At 67.3% G+C, this 14,963-nt stretch carries 16 protein-coding genes; 2 read left to right on the top strand and 14 right to left on the bottom strand.

The genetic code is table 11. The features are described from left to right. Window positions 1-86 precede the first annotated feature (86 nt). Window positions 87-494, bottom strand: coding sequence for an RNA-binding S4 domain-containing protein (locus tag R1H25_RS02705; protein ID WP_208042971.1), 408 nt, complete (start codon window positions 492-494; stop codon window positions 87-89). A gap of 9 nt (window positions 495-503) precedes the next feature. Then, window positions 504-743 (bottom strand): hypothetical protein, encoded by a 240-nt coding sequence (locus R1H25_RS02700; protein ID WP_208042972.1) that lies wholly within the window; start codon window positions 741-743, stop codon window positions 504-506. A gap of 62 nt (window positions 744-805) precedes the next feature. Here R1H25_RS02700 and R1H25_RS02695 point away from each other — a divergent pair, with 62 nt between their 5' ends. Then, window positions 806-2,278, top strand: a complete 1,473-nt coding sequence (locus R1H25_RS02695) for an MATE family efflux transporter (protein ID WP_208042973.1) — start codon at window positions 806-808, stop codon at window positions 2,276-2,278. A gap of 74 nt (window positions 2,279-2,352) precedes the next feature. Here R1H25_RS02695 and R1H25_RS02690 read toward each other — a convergent pair whose 3' ends face one another. From R1H25_RS02690 to ffh, 9 genes are all read right to left on the bottom strand, one after another. Beyond that, window positions 2,353-2,760 (bottom strand): DUF1801 domain-containing protein, encoded by a 408-nt coding sequence (locus R1H25_RS02690; protein WP_317222598.1) that lies wholly within the window; start codon window positions 2,758-2,760, stop codon window positions 2,353-2,355. A 178-nt stretch (window positions 2,761-2,938) separates the two neighbouring features. Further along, window positions 2,939-3,319: a DUF6404 family protein gene (locus R1H25_RS02685; protein ID WP_317222597.1), complete on the bottom strand. Its 381-nt coding sequence runs from the start codon at window positions 3,317-3,319 to the stop codon at window positions 2,939-2,941. 82 nt (window positions 3,320-3,401) lie between these two features. Beyond that, the gene (rplS, locus tag R1H25_RS02680) at window positions 3,402-3,803 is read right to left on the bottom strand and encodes a 50S ribosomal protein L19 (RefSeq protein ID WP_005415736.1); all 402 of its coding nucleotides are present in this window, start codon (window positions 3,801-3,803) and stop codon (window positions 3,402-3,404) included. Between the two features lie 154 nt (window positions 3,804-3,957). After that, a complete protein-coding gene (gene trmD / locus R1H25_RS02675) occupies window positions 3,958-4,716 on the bottom strand; it encodes a tRNA (guanosine(37)-N1)-methyltransferase TrmD (RefSeq protein ID WP_317222596.1) in 759 nt (252 codons plus the stop codon). An 8-nt stretch (window positions 4,717-4,724) separates the two neighbouring features. Next, window positions 4,725-5,237 carry a ribosome maturation factor RimM gene (gene rimM / locus R1H25_RS02670; RefSeq protein ID WP_010483256.1) on the bottom strand — a complete coding sequence of 171 codons (513 nt, stop codon included), beginning with the start codon at window positions 5,235-5,237 and terminating at the stop codon, window positions 4,725-4,727. A 44-nt stretch (window positions 5,238-5,281) separates the two neighbouring features. Further along, complete coding sequence (rpsP, locus tag R1H25_RS02665; RefSeq protein WP_005415733.1) at window positions 5,282-5,542, bottom strand: 30S ribosomal protein S16; 261 nt, start codon at window positions 5,540-5,542, stop codon at window positions 5,282-5,284. A 97-nt stretch (window positions 5,543-5,639) separates the two neighbouring features. After that, window positions 5,640-6,452, bottom strand: a complete 813-nt coding sequence (locus tag R1H25_RS02660; RefSeq protein WP_317222595.1) for an aminotransferase class IV family protein — start codon at window positions 6,450-6,452, stop codon at window positions 5,640-5,642. Further along, window positions 6,449-7,525, bottom strand: coding sequence for a nitronate monooxygenase (locus R1H25_RS02655; RefSeq protein WP_317222594.1), 1,077 nt, complete (start codon window positions 7,523-7,525; stop codon window positions 6,449-6,451). Before R1H25_RS02655 ends, R1H25_RS02660 begins: the two co-directional genes overlap by 4 nt. A 131-nt stretch (window positions 7,526-7,656) precedes the next feature. Then, entirely contained in the window at window positions 7,657-9,033 is a 1,377-nt protein-coding gene (gene ffh, locus R1H25_RS02650) for a signal recognition particle protein (RefSeq protein WP_010483267.1), read from the bottom strand. A gap of 122 nt (window positions 9,034-9,155) precedes the next feature. Between ffh and R1H25_RS02645 the strand changes: the two genes are divergently transcribed. Continuing rightward, entirely contained in the window at window positions 9,156-9,950 is a 795-nt protein-coding gene (locus R1H25_RS02645) for an inner membrane protein YpjD (protein ID WP_049446996.1), read from the top strand. 99 nt (window positions 9,951-10,049) lie between these two features. Here the strand turns inward: R1H25_RS02645 and R1H25_RS02640 are convergent, their stop codons facing one another. From R1H25_RS02640 to R1H25_RS02630, 3 genes are all read right to left on the bottom strand, one after another. Then, window positions 10,050-10,514 (bottom strand): hypothetical protein, encoded by a 465-nt coding sequence (locus R1H25_RS02640; protein ID WP_317222592.1) that lies wholly within the window; start codon window positions 10,512-10,514, stop codon window positions 10,050-10,052. A gap of 103 nt (window positions 10,515-10,617) precedes the next feature. Then, entirely contained in the window at window positions 10,618-12,924 is a 2,307-nt protein-coding gene (locus R1H25_RS02635; RefSeq protein WP_088481084.1) for a tetratricopeptide repeat protein, read from the bottom strand. 48 nt (window positions 12,925-12,972) lie between these two features. Further along, complete coding sequence (locus R1H25_RS02630) at window positions 12,973-14,829, bottom strand: ATP-binding protein (RefSeq protein ID WP_317222591.1); 1,857 nt, start codon at window positions 14,827-14,829, stop codon at window positions 12,973-12,975. Window positions 14,830-14,963 lie beyond the last annotated feature (134 nt).

The raw sequence follows: 14,963 nt of genomic DNA, 5'->3' as shown, positions 1-14,963 counted from the left end.
CAGCGCGTGCCGCCCGGCCATGAACCGGTAGATGCCCACCTTGGTTGGCAACCGGGCACAACGCCCACCAAGGTGGGCGACTACCCTCAAAGCGCGTCCAGATCGCCCAGCGCGCGGATCAACCGCCGTGCGCGCTTGTCCGGCTTGTGCTCCGGCGGCTGGAACCCATCGCGTGCGGCGATGCGCAGCGCACGCTGTTCGGCACGACGGGCCTTGGAGGCCTCGCTCTCGGCATACAGCTGCTGTGCCGTCGGCGCTGGCCCGCGCTGATCGCTCAGGCCCAGCACCTGGATCTCGAAATGCTCCTCGCCGCGGTCGACCTGAAGCTGCTCGCCGACGCGCACTGCGCGTGAGGATTTCGGGCGCTGCCCGGCGACGCTGACCTTGCCGGTTTCGATGGCCTGCTTGGCGAGGCTGCGGGTCTTGAAGAAACGGGCCGCCCACAGCCAGATGTCCAAGCGGACACTGGGCGACAGCGGGGAAAGCTCAGGCATTGTTCGGCACTACTCCGGTGGCTTGTTGAGAGGACGCGGGTTGTCCGGATCGGCCCGGCAGCCGGTACCGCCGATCAGCGGCCTGACGCCGGAGGCCAGGTCCTGGCGCTGGCTGCCGACCAGGCACTCGGGCCGGTCGGTCGGCCGGATCTGGGTATCGCCCAGCCGGTCGTCCATCGAACATGCGGCCAATGCAGCGCTGATCAAGGCCAGCGCCACGCTCCACTTCACCCGCAGTCGTTGATGCATTGCCACATCCTGCAAACCGGCTTGGTGCTAGTGTGCGCCTCCCGGGATTCGATCACCACTCCATGGCCAAAGCGCCGCTTGACCTGACCTCCGGCCCGATCGGCCGCAATCTTCTGCTGTTTTCACTGCCGATCCTGGCAGGCAACATCGCGCAGTCGCTGAACGGTTCGGTGAATGCGGTCTGGGTCGGGCGCTTTCTCGGCGAGGCAGCACTGACCGCCACCGCGAATGCCAACAACATCATGTTCTTCCTGATCGGCTCGGTGTTCGGCTTCGGCATGGCCTCGACCATCCTGATCGGCCAGGCGATCGGCGCGCGCGACATCGCGCAGGCGCGGCGCGTGGTCGGCACCAGTGCGACGTTCTTCATCGGCCTGTCGGTGATCATCGCCATCGCCGGCTGGTTCATGGCCCATCCGCTGCTGGCGGCGATGGGCACGCCGGCCGCCTCGCTGCCGTTGGCCGAGGCCTACCTGCAGATCATCTTCCTGGCGATGCCGACGCTGTACGCGTTCGCCTTCCTCACCGCCGCACTGCGCGGTGCCGGTGATTCGCGCACGCCGTTCCGTTTCCTGCTGGTGTCGGTGGCGCTGGACATCGTGCTGAATCCGGTGCTGATCTTCGGCATGGGGCCGCTCCCCGCGCTGGGCATCGCCGGCTCGGCCTGGGCCACGCTGGTCGCGCAGACGCTGTCGCTGGCCGGCCTGCTGCTGTACATGCGGCACAAGCGCCACACCCTGTGGCTGGGCCGCGCCGACATGCGCCTGTTCAAGCTTGACCTGACCATCCTCAAGGCGCTGGTGGTCAAGGGCGTGCCGATGGGCCTGCAGATGGTGCTGATCTCGCTGTCGGTGATCCTGCTGATGACCATGGTCAACCAGTACGGCACCGACACCGCCGCCGGTTACGGCGCTTCCCTGCAGCTGTGGAACTACCTGCAGATGCCGGCGATGGCGATCGGTGCGGCGTGTTCTTCGATGGCCGCACAGAACGTCGGTGCCCAGCGCTGGGACCGCGTGCGCGGCACCGCACGCCAGGGCGTGCTGTTCAATTTCCTGCTGACCGGCGCGCTGATCCTGCCGTTGGTGGTGTTCGATCGCCAGCTGCTGGCCCTGTTCCTGCCGCCGGCCAGTCAGGCGCTGGACATTGCCCGCCACCTCAACCATGTGGTGATCGGCTCGTTCCTGTTCTTCGGCGTCAGCTTCGTGATCTCCGGCGTGGTGCGCTCCACCGGCGCGGTGATTCCACCGTTGCTGATCCTGGCCGGCTCGCTGTGGGGCGTGCGCGTGCCGTTCGCCGAACTGCTGCAACCCTACTGGGGCGCCGATGCCATCTGGTGGAGCTTCCCGGTCAGCTCGTTTGTGTCGATGCTGCTGTCGCTGGCGTATTACCGCTGGGGCGGCTGGCGCAAGGCGAAGATGATCGGCAAGCCCTCGCACGCCGAAGAACTGGCCACGCCTTCGGAAATTCCGGCCTGCCCGCCGTCGCCGGTGGCCGATCCGGACGCCGCGCTGGATGCCACTCCGCCGCGTTGAGGTGGGTGCGGACCGTTGGTCCGCAAAGGCGCAGCCCTCCTAGCCGGGCATGGGCTCGGTGCTACAGGAGGCGGTCAGCGTTTCTTCTTCGCCGCGTTGAACGCCGCCGCCTCGCGCAGCAATGCCTTCAATGCCGCAGCATTGGGCATCGCGCCCTCATGGATGTCGATCGCACGCCGCGTGTTGCCCTCCAGGCTGGCGTTGAATAGACCTTTCGGATCGGCCAGCGCCGCGCCATTGGCGAAGGTCAGCTTCACCGCCTGCTTGTAGGTCTCGCCGGTGCACAGGATGCCGTTGTGCTCCCACACCGGCGTGCCGCGCCATTTCCAGGTTTCCTGCACATCCGGCAACGCCTCATGGATCAATGCACGCACGCGGGCCAGTGTCTGGCCACGCCAGTCGCCCAATTCGGCGATGCGGGCATCGATCAGTTCAGCTGCCGGCGTTCCGGCATCGGCAGGGTTCGGCGCATGCGTGGCCATCGGGTGCTCTCGTCGGCAAGGAAATCGGAACAGCGGGGGCTTACATGCGCTCGCCGGGCAATGCCGCGGCTTGGTGCACCCAGTCGAGGAACGGTGCCTCATCCGCCATTCTGGTGGATGCGCAACGGCAGCCTAGCGCGGCCCGCAGCTGGCGGTCACGGCGCAGTGCGCCATCGGCTCAGTCCGCCTGCCGCGCCCGGAACTGCTGCCAGTCCGGCAGCTTGCGGTGGCGGCGCAGCGAGCGCATCAGGGCCGCCATCACCACGCCGAACAGCGCACCAGCCAACAGGCCGGCCATCAGCAGCAAGGCCAGCGGACGTTCACTGCCCTGCCACAGCATCAGCCACATCAGCGCGGTCCAGAACAGCCCGAACAGCAGGCCCTGCACCAGCGCATTGGTGCCGAAGCCGGCCAGGATCGGTGGCGGCAATGCGATGCCCATGCGCCAGAGCAGGCGATGCAGCAACGGTGCCGACTGCACACGCGCCAGCCCCTTGCCGTCGAGGAAGCGCAACGCCGACTGGATCACGGCGGGATAGCGCGCGTTGATGTCGTTCATGACCTGATCGTGGCCGATGCGATGCCGGAAACGCAAACGGCCACCCGAAGGTGGCCGTCGCGGCAACAACCGAAGTTGTTTATCAGGCCTTGTCGGCCAGACGGGCAGCCTTGGCGGCAGCAGCGGCAGCCAGGTCTTCCTTGATGCGGGCAGCCTTGCCTTCCAGGCCGCGCAGGTAGTACAGCTTGCCGGCGCGGACCTTACCACGACGCTTCACTTCGACCGAGTCGATGATGGCGCTGTGGGTCTGGAAAACGCGCTCGACGCCGTAGCCGTGCGAGATCTTGCGGACGGTGAACGAGGAGTTCAGGCCGGCGTTCTTGGTGGCGATGACAACGCCTTCGTAGGCCTGCACGCGTTCGCGGCTGCCTTCCTTCACCTTCACGTTGACGACAACGGTGTCGCCCTGGCTGAACTTCGGCAGTTCACGGGTGATCTGGGCGGATTCGAATTCCGCGACGATGGACTTGTTCAGCTTGCTCATGGGTTACACCGATTCTTGTTCGGGTGGGCGTGTCGTGTCGACAACGTAGGCTCATGCAGTCACCGGACTGTGCTGCACGTTTGTTGTGGGTACTGCGCGCGCCGGCCGGGGCTGGCGGTAATTGGCCATGATAGCCGATAAAGCCGACCCTGCGCTAGGGGTTGGCCTTCTGTTTCCGGGCCTGGCGGCCCTGTTCCAGCAGTTTGCGGTCGGCCTTGCCCAGCGCCTGTTCATCCAGCAGGTCCGGGCGCCGTTGGGCGGTACGGACCAGCGACTGCTGGCGGCGCCAGGCGGCGATGGCCGCATGGTTGCCCGAGCGCAGCACGTCCGGCACGTCGCCCAGAGGGTGCTGGGCCGGCTGGCTGTAATGCGGGCAGTCGAGCAGGCCGAGGTCGCCCTCGAAGCTGTCCTGGGCCGCTGATTCAGCGTCATTCAGGGCCCCGTCCTGCAGGCGGGCCACGGCGTCGATGATCACCGCCGCGCCCAGCTCGCCACCTGACAGCACGTAGTCGCCGAGGGAAATCTCCTCGTCGACATTGGCCTCCAGGAATCGCTCGTCGATGCCTTCATAGCGGCCGCAGAGCAGGACCATGCGCGGCAATGCCGCCAGTTCCCGCACCTTGGCCTGGGTCAACGGCGCCCCCTGCGGGCTGAGGTAGATCACCCGCGCCGGGGTCGGATCAGCATCGCGGATCGCCTGCAGGCAGGCCTGCAGCGGCTCGATCAGCATCACCATGCCCGGGCCACCGCCGAACGGACGGTCGTCCACCCGGCGGTAGTTGCCTTCGGCGTAATCACGGGGATTCCAGCCATGCAGGCTGAACAGCCCCTTCTCCTGCGCGCGCCCGACCACGCCCAATCCAGCGGACTGGGCGAGGAACTCAGGGAACAGGGTGATGACGTCGAAACGCATGCTCACACTCAGAACTCGGGATCCCAGTCGACCACGACCAGGTTGGCCTCGAAGTCGACCGACTTGACGAAGTCCGGCTGCACGAACGGAATCATCCGCTCGCGGTCACCACGGACCACCACCACGTCGTTGGCGCCGGTGCTGAACAGATGCGAGACCTGGCCCAGGGCAACGCCCTCGGTGGTCTTCACGTCCAGGCCTTCCAGGTCCACCCAGTAGTATTCGTCGGGTTTCGGCGGCGGCAATGCGCTGCGGGCAACGTAGATCTCGGTGCCGTGCATCGCTTCGACGGTATCGCGGTCCTCGACGCCGGGGAAACGGGCGACCAGGTGCTTGCCGCTGTCGCGGCCACGCACACCTTCAATCGTGGTTTCCACGCCGGACGGGCTGCGCACGATCCACGGCTGGTAACGGAAAATGGCGGAACGTGGCTCGGTCCAGGACTCGAGCTTGATCTCGCCGCGCACACCAAAAGCGCCGACAACCCTGCCCAGCAGGATGCGGCGCTCGATATCTTTCATCTGCTTCAACCAAGAGGGCCACGCCGAAGCGTGGCCCGTCAGGATCAGGCCGCAGCGGCCTGGGACTTGGTCGCTTCCTTGATCAGGTTGCGGACCTTGTCGGTCGGCTGGGCGCCGTTCTTGACCCAATGGTCAACGCGGGCCAGGTCCAGCTCGATGCGCTTCTCGGCGCCCTGGGCGACCGGGTTGTAGAAGCCAACGCGCTCGATGTTGCGGCCGTCGCGCGCGCTGCGCACGTCGGTCACGATGATGTGGTAGAACGGACGCTTCTTGGCGCCGCCGCGGGTCAGTCGAATCTTGACCATGGTGTTTTTCCTATTGCCCAGTCGCCAGGATGGCGAGGTAAGCGGGCGATTATAGCGGCAGAGCACGACCGAGCCAACCCCGGGGGCTCGCCCGGGGTCAGATCCCTTTTACCGCGCAAGAGGGATCTGCCCCCAGTCCCTGCCAAGCCACCGCCGCCAGCACCGCCCTGCCCTGTTCAGCCAGGGCCAGGGAATCCGGCAGGGCATGCCCGTCGATCGCCTCCAGCGCCCACAGGCCGCTGGCGTTGCAGGCAAAAGCGGCCTTCACACTGCCCAGTTCAGCCAGCCCCAACGGCCGCGTCAACTGTGCGCCGGGCCAATGCTGCTTCAGCAACGTTTCGGCGGTGCCGCGCAGGGCCGGCGCCTGCGGCCAGAGCAGCCGTTCACCATCGTGCACGGCCAGGTTCCAGGTACTGCCTTCACTCACGTCGCCATCGGCGGTCACGAACAGCACATCGTCGAATCCTTCCGCCATCGCCGCGCGACGCTCGGCGAACAGGCCGAAGGTGCCCACATGCTTGATCTGCGGCAGTTCACGCTGCCAGGCCACGCTGCGCACACGCTTGGGGGCGGTCAGCGTCACCGGCGCGGACACCGCCACCAACGCGTCCACCGGCACGGCAACCAGCGGATTGCGGAAATCGAAGCGGCGCGAGTACACCGTCACCCGCAGTGAGGCATCGGCGAGGCCGGCCTGCTGCAGCGCCTGCGCCATCCAGCCCCGTACCTGCGCCGTATCCAGTTCGCTGCCGAACAGCTCACGCGTCGCCTGCGACAGCCGCGCCAGATGCAGCTCCAGCCCCTGCACGGCGTGGTTGCGCACCTGCAGCGAGGTGAAGTGGCCATAGTTGACCAGCACCGGCAGCAGATCCTCCACCTGCGCCGGTTGGCCGTTGCAGGTCAGCGTCATTGCAGCAGTGCCTGCGCCTGGTTCCACATGTCGCGCAGCACGTCGGCGGCCGGCTGCGCCGGTGCCATCCACGCCGACTGCCCGGCCCAGGCCTGCATCGCCGCCAGGCGGTTTTCCTGCACGGCCTGTTTGCGCATCGGCGCGGTCAGCCCGCGCTGAACCGGATACGGACGCGGCGCCGGGGCACCCTCCGCGGCGGCGGCACGCACATACGGCGTGGCCAGTCCACGCCCCAGACGACCACTGAAGGCACGGGTCGGCCAGGTGTCTTCGGGTTCGCTGGCGGCCAGCCCATCGGCCCATGCCGATGCAATCGCCGCTTCCGGCGTGCGCAGGAAGGCGGTGCCGATCTGCACAGCGCTGGCCCCCAGGGTGAGTGCGGCAGCGATGCCACGGCCATCGGCGATGCCACCGGCGGCAATCACCGGAATCTGCAGGTGGTCGGCCAGGCGTGGCAACAGCGCGAACAGGCCGACCAGCTGGCGCTCGGCCATCGCCGGATCGAATGAACCACGATGGCCGCCCGCTTCCACACCCTGCGCCACCACGGCATCGGCACCGGCATCCTGGGCGGCGCGTGCTTCAGACAACGTGGTCGCGCACGCGATCCAGGCGATGCCGGCGTCCTTCAGTTGCTGCACGTGGCGCGGCAACAGCACGCCCATGATGGTCGAGGCGACCGCCGGGCGCGCGGCCAGCAGCGCGGCGAACTGTTCTTCGAAGTCGGCGGGCGTGGCGTCGGCGGCGCTGGCCGGCACGTCCGGGCCCCACTGCGCGAGGAAGGCGCGACTGGCCGCTTCGGCGGCAACGTCACGGGTCGGTTCGGGATCCGGCACCCACAGGTTCACCTGCGCCGGGCCGGTGGCAGTCGCGCGGAAGTCGTCCATCCAGCGACCGATATCGGCCGAAGACGACAGCACCGCGCCCATCGCGCCCATGCTGCCGGCGTTGGCCAGCGCCGCTGACAACGGCACCGGACAGGCGCCGGCCATCGGTGCCAGCAGGATCGGAACGGAAACGCCAAAGCGCCGGCAGAACGCCTCGACGCGGGAAGATACAGCGGAACTCTGCATGACGGCCCATCGTTTCGGACAGGCCCCCATGGTGCGCGCAGGATGGGGGTAGAGTCGAGCTTGCTCGACTGCACCTCGCTCGACGCTACGCAGGCCGCGCCGACCACAGCGCGCGCCCACGCATCAACGCATCAACGGAACGGCATGCCGCGGCCGCCCATGGCGCCCATCATGCCCTTCATGCTGCGCAACATGCCCTTCATGCCACCGCCGGCCATCTTGCTCATCATCTTTTCCATCTGCATGTACTGCTTCATCAGCTTGTTGACGTCAGCCGGAGTGACGCCCGAGCCCTTGGCAATGCGCGCGCGGCGCGAGCCGTTGAGCAGGTTCGGGTTGCGCCGTTCCTTCTTGGTCATCGAGTTGATGATGGCAATCATGCGCGGCACTTCCTTGCCCTGGCTGACCTGCTGCTTCAGATGATCGGGGATGTTGCCCAGGCCCGGCAGCTTGTCCATCAGGCCGCCGATGCCGCCCATGTTCTGCATCTGCTCCAGCTGGTCACGCATGTCGTTGAGGTCGAACTTCTTGCCCTTGGCGACCTTCTCGGCCAGCTTGGCAGCCTTGTCCTTGTCGACCTGCTGCTCGACCTGCTCGACCAGCGACAGCACGTCGCCCATGTCGAGGATGCGGCTGGCGATACGGTCCGGGTGGAACACGTCCAGACCTTCCGGCTTTTCGCTGACACCGACGAACTTGATCGGCTTGCCGGTGATGTAGCGCACGCTCAGCGCGGCACCACCACGGGCGTCACCGTCGGTCTTGGTCAGCACCACGCCAGTCAGCGGCAGGGCGTCGCCGAAGGCCTTGGCGGTATTGGCCGCGTCCTGGCCAGTCATGGCGTCGACCACGAACAGGGTTTCGGCCGGGTTCACCGCCGCGTGCAGGGCCTTGATCTCGGCCATCATCGCTTCGTCGATGGCCAGGCGGCCGGCGGTATCGACCAGCAGCACATCGACGAACGACTTGCGTGCATCGTCGATGGCGGCGCGGACGATGGCTTCCGGCTTCTGGTCGGCGCTGGACGGGAAGAACAGCACGCCGACCTGCTCGGCCAGGGTTTTCAGCTGCTCGATCGCAGCCGGACGGTAAACGTCGGCCGAGACCACCATCACCTTCTTCTTGCGCTTTTCCTTCAGGTGCTTGGCCAGCTTGCCCACCGTGGTGGTCTTGCCGGCGCCCTGCAGGCCCGCCATCAGGATGATGGCCGGAGCGGGCACATTGAGGTTCAGATCGCTGGCTTCGGCGCCCATCACCGCGGTCAGCTCGTCGCGCACGACCTTGATCAGGGCCTGGCCCGGGGTCAGCGACTTCAGCACTTCCTGGCCGACCGCGCGCACCTTGATGCGCTCGATCAGGGCCTGCACCACCGGCAGCGCAACGTCGGCTTCGAGCAGCGCGATGCGGACCTCACGGGTCGCCTCGCGGATGTTCTCCTCGGTCAGGCGGCCGCGGCCACGCAGGCGCTCGATGGTGCCGGAAAGGCGCTGGGTCAGGGACTCGAACATGCGGCGCAACCTGTCTGAAAGCGGGGGACAATAAGGCCGACAGTATAACGGGTCCGGCTGTCTCCCCGGACTGCGACCACGGGGCCGTCGCCACCACCGCAGGGGTATGCGAAACTGCAACGATGACAATCGTTCTCATCGCCGTCCTGCTCTACCTGGCCGCCAGTGCCCTGCTGGTGCGCGCGCTCGGCCGCGATGAAAGCACCGGCTCCCCCACCTGGCTGTGGCCGGCCCTGCCGGCGATGCTGCTGCATGGCGGCTACCACGTGATGGTGGCGATGCGCACCAACGGCGGGCCGGACATGCACTTCTTCGCCGCGCTGTCGCTGGTCGGCCTGGGCATGGCCTGGTTGACCTCGCTGGTCGGCGCACGCGGGCGGATGTCGGCGTTGGGCGTGGTGGTGTTCCCGCTGGCCGCGGTGCTGCTGCTGGCCTACCACGGCTACGGCCACGAACCGAGCAAGGTGCTGGGCTGGCGCCTGGCCAGCCACGCCTGGCTGGCCCTGCTGGCCTACGCCACGCTGAGCATCGCCGCACTGCTGGCGATCATGCTGTGGCTGCAGGAACGCGCACTGCGCCGCCGTGAGTTCCGCCCATGGCTGCGGGCGCTGCCGCCGCTGGCCGACCTGGAATCACTGCTGTTCCGGGTGATCACCGTCGGCTTCGCGCTGCTGACCCTGACCCTGGTCACCGGCGTGCTGTTCGTCGACGATCTGCTGGCACAGAAGCTGGTGCACAAGACGGTGCTGAGCGTGCTGTCGTGGATCGTGTTCGGCGTGCTGCTGATCGGCCGCCGCCGCTACGGCTGGCGCGGCATGAAGGCGGTGCACTGGACGCTGGCGGCGATGCTGTTGCTGCTGCTGGCCTTCTTCGGCAGCCAGTTCGTGATCGAACTGGTGTTCGGGCACACGCGATAGAAGCGTGCCGACCAACGGTCGGCACCCACCCAACATCACCTGGTAGTGCCGGCCGCGGGTCGGCAACTGGACCGCACCCTGCGTGGATGCTGCCGCCGGTCAGGGCACCGGCTGCGCCAGGATCTTCCGCACCGAACGGCCGCTGTTGGTGAGGATGTCATCGACCTGCCAGCAGCCCTGGCCCTGGCGCACCATCGGCAACCGGGTCACGTAGGCCTTTTTCCAGACCAAATAGCGCATTTCTACCTGGCCAGTGGTCGCCGAGGCCTCTTTCCAGCTGTAACGCACGGGGCTGTCGATGTCGCCATCCTGCGCATCCAGCCACGGATCGGAATCGATCGTGCAGATGCCCTCCTCGCGATGCTGGCAGGCACGCTCATCACGCAGCGCCTTGCCGAAGGCCGCGCTGACCAGCGCGGCCGGCGGATCCAGCAGATCACCGTTGCCGGTCGTCGCCTCGTAGAACGCGCGGGCCACAGCCGCAGGCTCCCGGCAGGCGGGAGCAGCCTGCACGGTGGGGGCCAGCAGCAGCCCGGCGATCACGAACATCCCTGTCCTGCGCATATCGCGTTCCTTGGTGATGATGATTCGTTGTAGAGCCGAGCCCATGCTCGGCTGATTATCCGCATGAGCCGAGCACAGGCTCGGCTCTACACGAGCCTGGAGCTTACAACCCGTAACGCTCGATCACGTCCAGATGTGGCTGGCGGTCCTGGTCGCAGGCTTCGGCCAGCCGCAGCCAGCAGTGTGGGTGCGGCCACTTTGCGGTTTCCTGCTGCAGGAAGCGGTGCAGCGCCAGCGGCGCATGGTCCTGCGGCTGGGCAACCGTGAACAGCAGGCCCGGTAGCGTGCCCTCCTCCATGTCTGGGTCGGTGACCGTGTAGTCCGGGCGGCTGTGCGACCACACCTTCCAGCCCTGCGCCTCGGCGGCTTCGACGAAGGCATTCCACGCCTCTTCGCCCGGGTGCGCGCCGTCGATCAGCCAACTGCGGGCGAAGCCACCGCGCTCCAGTACATGCACCTGCGCATAGGTCGGGATGAAATGCTCGCGCGCTTCCTCTTCTTCCGGCGCCGGATGTACCAACGCAGCATCGAACACCACCCAGTCGCCCACCTGCTGCGCACGGTTGGCCGGCGCGTTTTCGACGATGCGTGCGGTGACCGGGCCACTGCGGCGTGCGTAGTATTCCATCGGCTCGCCGTTCTCTTCGCTGCGGATGATCACCCAGCCCCAGGGTTCCTCGACCACGCCCTCCTGGCTGGACAGCTCCATGCCGATCGCGGCCGCCGAGCGGCGCACCGCATCCCAGTCGCGTGCCGCGCTGGCCGCACTCATGTGGTCCCAATGCGCGGCATTCGGTTCTTCCAACAGCTCCACCAGCTGCGCATAGCAGGCCTGTGCTTCACTGAAGCGGCCGGTTTCCATGTACATGCGCGCCAGCGTGCCACGCGCGCCGTGCGAGCCCGGAGACAGCTCCAGAAGCGATCGGGCCGCCTGCTCCAGGGCCGGCCAATCGGACACGCGACGGGCACGCTGCACTTCGCACCAATGCGCGAATACCGGCACGCTGCCACGGTAGACCGCGGCCAGCTGGCGCAGGCCCTCGTCGTCGCCCTGCTCGGCCAGCCAGCGCATCAGCGTGTAGGCCGCAGGACCGTCTTCCTGCGTATGCGCGCGCACGAAACGCCACAGCAATGCGCGCGCTTCGGCCTGTGCACCACAGGCGCTCAAGGCGGAGGCAGCCATCTCGGCCAGCGCCTCGTCATCGGGTTGCTGTTCGTGCGCCTGCAGCAGCCACTGCGCCTCACGCTCCGGATCGCGCGACTGGTTCTGCTCGCCCTGTGCGTCCAGCCAGGCCAGCAGTTCCGACGCCGGCACCGGCAGCGGTGCGACATCCGGCAAGGCATCGATGCGCGCGGCCAGGCCGGCCACCAGCGCTGCCGCACCACGGTCCTGGCGCAGCTGCGCCAGATGGGTACGCGCCAGTTCCAGCTGGCGCAGCGCCACCCAGCGTGCGCCACGCTGCAGGGCCAGCTCCAGGCTCAGCGCAGCGACTTCAATCAGCAGGCGGTGCGAACCAACTTCGGCAAAGTGTTCGATGATGGTGTTGAAGCGCGTGCCCAGATCCCAGGTATTGCGCGTTGGATCGCGCCGGCACAGCGCTGCGGCGGTGTTCGCCCACAGCCGCCAGTAGGTAGGCGTCAGCTCGCTCCACGGCACCAGCTGCTGCACGGCCTCTTCGTCGCGGCCCAGCTGGGCCAGCGCCCACGCCTTGGACAGGCGGCGCGGCACCGTACAGTTGGCCGGCTCGTACTCGCCCGACGCGGCCACTTCGGCCTCGCGCTTCTCGATCAGTACCAGCGCTTCTTCGGCGCGGCCCATGCCCAGCAGGATCTTGATCTGCATCTCCGGGAAGCTGTCGAACACTTCCTTGCCGCAGGCCTCGATCGCATCCGACTGCACCTGCAGGTAGTCCAGCGCGTCCTGGCCGCGGCCATCGTCAAGCAGGGCATCGGCCTTCTCGCAGCTCAGGCATTGGAAGCAGGCCCAGCTCGGATCGATGCGACCCAGCGTTTCGTCGCAGACCTCGATGCGCTCGGGCACCCAGCCAGGGCCATCGATGTTGCCGTAGCAGGCCGCCAGATCCTGGGTCACGCAGATCGACTGCGGGCACTCCAGCGTGTCCTCACGATGCGCACGCTCGAACAGCGCCACGGCTTCGCCCAGCGCGCTCTCGCCTTCGACGCGGTTGCCGACGCGGTTGCGCAGCGCCCAGTGGCCGACGTAGACGTCGACCCACGGGTTATCCAGCGCCTTGCCCAGCGCACGCGCTTCGGGCAGCAGCGCGTCGACGCGGTCGACACGCAATTCGCTCACTTCGTCAGCGAGGCGGTTCAGCAGATGCGCGTTCTGCGCCTGGCCGGCCTGGCGCAGGTCACCCTGCAGCTTTTCGACCCAGTTCCAGATGTCCATGGGGTAAGTGCTCCTGTCTAGCGAAGGCTGGATGAGAGATTGCGGTGCTCAGCGCAGCATCTGCTGCAGGGCACCGGCGATATCGGTAAAGGCGCCGTTGAGATCCGGGCCGGGCGTGGCGGTCGCGCGGGCCAGCGGACGGCCCTGCGCGGCGACGATGATCTTCAGCGAGCGCAGCAGACGAGCGGCGGCTTCGGCCTGCGGATGGCCCTCGCGCTGGGCGCGCAGCAGCGCCTGCACCGCCGGGTTGTCGAGGTTGAGGTACAGCCGCGAGGGTGCGCGCGATTCGATGCGTGCGGTGAATTGCCGCGCCAGGCGCAGCGCAGCCATCGAAACGCGCTTGTCGTTCTCGTCGTCTTCCAGGCGCTGCTTCAGCTCGGCCTCGCGGTCGGGCACCACCACCACCGGCAGCGACTCGGGGCTGAAGCGTGCCGGCAGCAACTGTTCGCCGTCACCCAGCTGTTCGCGCAGCCATGCCAGCTGCGCCTCGTCGAGGCTGTCGTCGCTGCGGAACAGCGCGCGATTGCCCTGCTCGGTACCGAGTTCAACCAGACGCAGGCCCTTGGCCTGGGCCCAGCGCCGCAGGAACGGCACCACTGCATAGCGATGGCCATGCGCGACCGGCACGCCCATCGCGCGGAACAGCATTTCCTCGAAGCCGCCGCCGTTGTCGAGGATCACGTGCACGGCACCGCGTGCGGGCAGCGCACTGGCAGGCAGGTCGCCCTGCGAGGTCGGCACGCGCACGTGTTCCAGCAGCAGGTCGAACAGGCGGTCATCGCACAGCGCTGCACCCAGCAGGGCCTCGTTGTGGCGGGTCAATACCCGCCGCCAGGCTTCCGGCTGCTGCCGCGCGACGTCGGCTAGGCCGTCGATCAGCGCCTCCAACAAGGCATGCTGCACGGCGCGGTACTGGTCGTCGCGCTGCAGGTCTTCGCGGCTGGCGGTAGGCGTGAGCCGGGAGGATTCGATCACCCCGCCAATGAAACCGGCCCATGGTGGCAGCAGGTCGCGGGCGTCGTCATCCAGCAGCATGCCGCGCACGAACACCGACAGGTTGCGATTGTCGCTGGTGCCGTAGGTGGCTCCGTCCTGCACCCACAACAGGCCGGTCGCATCGCTGCTGCCATCGGCACGCAACGGCACGGTGACGATCGGCTCGAAATCGTGCTCGAAGCGCGCGGCGAACTGTAGCGCCTGGCGACGCGCCTGCACCGGATGCAAAGCGACGTCGCCCTGGCTGCGCCACGGCGGCGGCTCGGGATTGAGCGCTTCGGCTGCGGCACCGATGAAGATCGGCTCGGACAGCAGCGCACAGTACCGGCCCAGTACCTCGTGCAGGCGCGCCTCGTTGGCCAGCGGCAGGAAATCCGGATGCAGTTCCAGCTCCACCTCGGTGCCGACCGCGCGCGCCGGCATTTCACTGACGGTGTACTGTTCGGCGTTGCTGGACACGTACAGATGGCCCAGGTCCGGCGTCTGGTACGAGGTGGTACGCACGCTGACCCGGCGCGCCAGCACGAAGGCCGACAGGAAACCGAGGCCAAACATGCCGATCAGGCCTTCGTCATCTTCGCCGCCCTGGCGCAGGCCACGGGTGTAGCCGACGCCGACGGTGGCCAGGTAATCATGGATCTCCTGCCGGGTCAGGCCAGCACCGGTGTCGGTGATGCGCAACACGCCGGCACCGGCATCGACCTGCACGGAGATGCGTGAAGGCACTTCAACGCCGGGTTGTTCGATGCGGCGGCGGATGATCGAGTCGTGCGCGTTCTGCACCAGCTCACGCAGCGCCACCACAGGGGTGGAATACAGGTGCTTGCCCAGCACCGTCATCAGTCCATTGAGATCGACCCCGGCGCGACGGATTTCGGCGTTGGGGGCGGTGAGCGCGGTGTCCTGCATGTAATCGTTTACTCCTGGGCACGGAAAGACGCCAGAGGGCGCCTTCGTCGAGCGGGAAAAACTAGCACAGAGAAGCTGACCGTTACTGCATTGGACATGTGTAGACCCGAGCCGATGTTCGGCTGCCGTTCGTT

This window comes from Stenotrophomonas veracruzanensis (genome assembly GCF_032911525.1).
In the GTDB taxonomy this organism is placed as follows: Bacteria; Pseudomonadota; Gammaproteobacteria; order Xanthomonadales; family Xanthomonadaceae; genus Stenotrophomonas; species Stenotrophomonas africana.
This window is presented reverse-complemented; position numbering and strand designations above follow the sequence as displayed.

Bases quoted from the DNA above. Each gene is read 5' to 3' on its own strand.
- R1H25_RS02705 (WP_208042971.1), bottom strand. From the start codon at position 494: ATGCCTGAGCTTTCCCCGCTGTCGCCCAGTGTCCGCTTGGACATCTGG.
- rpsP (WP_005415733.1), bottom strand. From the start codon at position 5,542: ATGGTCAAGATTCGACTGACCCGCGGCGGCGCCAAGAAGCGTCCGTTC.
- R1H25_RS02635 (WP_088481084.1), bottom strand. From the start codon at position 12,924: ATGGACATCTGGAACTGGGTCGAAAAGCTGCAGGGTGACCTGCGCCAG.
- R1H25_RS02695 (WP_208042973.1), top strand. From the start codon at position 806: ATGGCCAAAGCGCCGCTTGACCTGACCTCCGGCCCGATCGGCCGCAAT.
- R1H25_RS02685 (WP_317222597.1), bottom strand. From the start codon at position 3,319: ATGAACGACATCAACGCGCGCTATCCCGCCGTGATCCAGTCGGCGTTG.
- R1H25_RS02660 (WP_317222595.1), bottom strand. From the start codon at position 6,452: ATGACGCTGACCTGCAACGGCCAACCGGCGCAGGTGGAGGATCTGCTG.
- R1H25_RS02700 (WP_208042972.1), bottom strand. From the start codon at position 743: ATGCATCAACGACTGCGGGTGAAGTGGAGCGTGGCGCTGGCCTTGATC.
- R1H25_RS02630 (WP_317222591.1), bottom strand. From the start codon at position 14,829: ATGCAGGACACCGCGCTCACCGCCCCCAACGCCGAAATCCGTCGCGCC.
- ffh (WP_010483267.1), bottom strand. From the start codon at position 9,033: ATGTTCGAGTCCCTGACCCAGCGCCTTTCCGGCACCATCGAGCGCCTG.
- trmD (WP_317222596.1), bottom strand. From the start codon at position 4,716: ATGCGTTTCGACGTCATCACCCTGTTCCCTGAGTTCCTCGCCCAGTCC.
- R1H25_RS02690 (WP_317222598.1), bottom strand. From the start codon at position 2,760: ATGGCCACGCATGCGCCGAACCCTGCCGATGCCGGAACGCCGGCAGCT.
- rimM (WP_010483256.1), bottom strand. From the start codon at position 5,237: ATGAAAGATATCGAGCGCCGCATCCTGCTGGGCAGGGTTGTCGGCGCT.
- R1H25_RS02645 (WP_049446996.1), top strand. From the start codon at position 9,156: ATGACAATCGTTCTCATCGCCGTCCTGCTCTACCTGGCCGCCAGTGCC.
- R1H25_RS02655 (WP_317222594.1), bottom strand. From the start codon at position 7,525: ATGCAGAGTTCCGCTGTATCTTCCCGCGTCGAGGCGTTCTGCCGGCGC.
- R1H25_RS02640 (WP_317222592.1), bottom strand. From the start codon at position 10,514: ATGCGCAGGACAGGGATGTTCGTGATCGCCGGGCTGCTGCTGGCCCCC.
- rplS (WP_005415736.1), bottom strand. From the start codon at position 3,803: ATGAGCAAGCTGAACAAGTCCATCGTCGCGGAATTCGAATCCGCCCAG.